At 52.2% G+C, this 1,062-nt stretch carries 1 protein-coding gene; it reads right to left on the bottom strand.

Annotated elements, in window-relative coordinates:
* Positions 1-947, bottom strand: a 947-nt coding sequence (locus HP459_RS23085) for an efflux RND transporter periplasmic adaptor subunit (RefSeq protein WP_171936941.1), incomplete at its 3' end; no start/stop codon positions are given.
* Between the last annotated feature and the right edge of the window lie 115 nt (positions 948-1,062).

Here is a 1,062-nt window from a genome sequence, read left to right as displayed (position 1 = left end):
GTTGCATCACCGCGAGGTGTACGGGTTACCCCCTGCTGGGGAACAAGGATGGCATCAGGCTGTGTGCCTTCGTCAATGCGTGCACGGACAAACATACCCGGTAACAGCATATGCTGAGGGTTAGGGAAGAGAGCGCGAAGGGTGATTGAGCCGGTACTTTCATCTACCGTGACATCAGAGAACTGGAGCGTTCCTTTCAGCGGATAAGGCTGGCCATTTTCCATCAGCAACTCAACGCTGCTGGTGTCTCCCTTTTGCAGGCTCGTCTGCTGCTTCAGACGCATAAAATCGCTGCTGGATTGCGTTACATCGACATAAATGGGATCGAGCTGCTGAACTGTCGCCAGTGCGGTTGACTGACCATTAGTGACTAACGCCCCTTCAGTGACGCTGGATTTGCCAATGCGCCCGTTGATTGGCGATGTGACTTTCGTATAAGCAAGATTGATCCGCGCGTTTTCAACGCCAGCTTTCGCGGCAACGACGCTTGCATCCGCCTGCTGGGCGGTTGCCACCGCCTGATCATACTCCTGCTTGCTCACATATTGCGTACCGACCAGCGGAAGGTAACGTTTTACCGTCAGATGGGCTATGTTTGCCGCCGCCTGCGCTTTTACCAGTTCACCTTTCGCATTGTCGTAGGCTGCCTGATAGGTGGCCGGATCGATCTGATAAAGTGATTCACCCGCTTTGACGTCGCTGCCTTCGGTAAAATTACGGTGCAGAATGATACCACTTACCTGGGGACGAACCTCCGCCACACGATAAGCGTCAGTTCTGCCTGGCAATTCCGTCGTTACGGCCAGTGGCGCGCTTTTGACAATATGAACACTGACCTGAGGAGCTTGCCCATGCTGCTGTGGGTTTTCTTGCCCATCGCACCCGGCGAGCAGTGCAGCACAGACAATGAAACCGGATAAGGGTAAGCGTCTGAAGTGATTCGTCATTACTGTTCCTTAAACTACCCTTGAACCGATATATGCCATAAGTCGGTGAAAGGGTGTGAGGCAAAAAAAGAAATGTAGCTGCGTATAATAATGAGGGTATTCAAGGTTTTTTAAT

Source organism: Enterobacter sp. CM29, assembly GCF_013179605.1.
GTDB classification, from domain to species: domain Bacteria; phylum Pseudomonadota; class Gammaproteobacteria; order Enterobacterales; family Enterobacteriaceae; genus Enterobacter; species Enterobacter intestinihominis.
The sequence above is the reverse complement of the archived record's forward strand: the minus strand, read 5'-3'. Positions and strand labels throughout refer to the sequence as shown.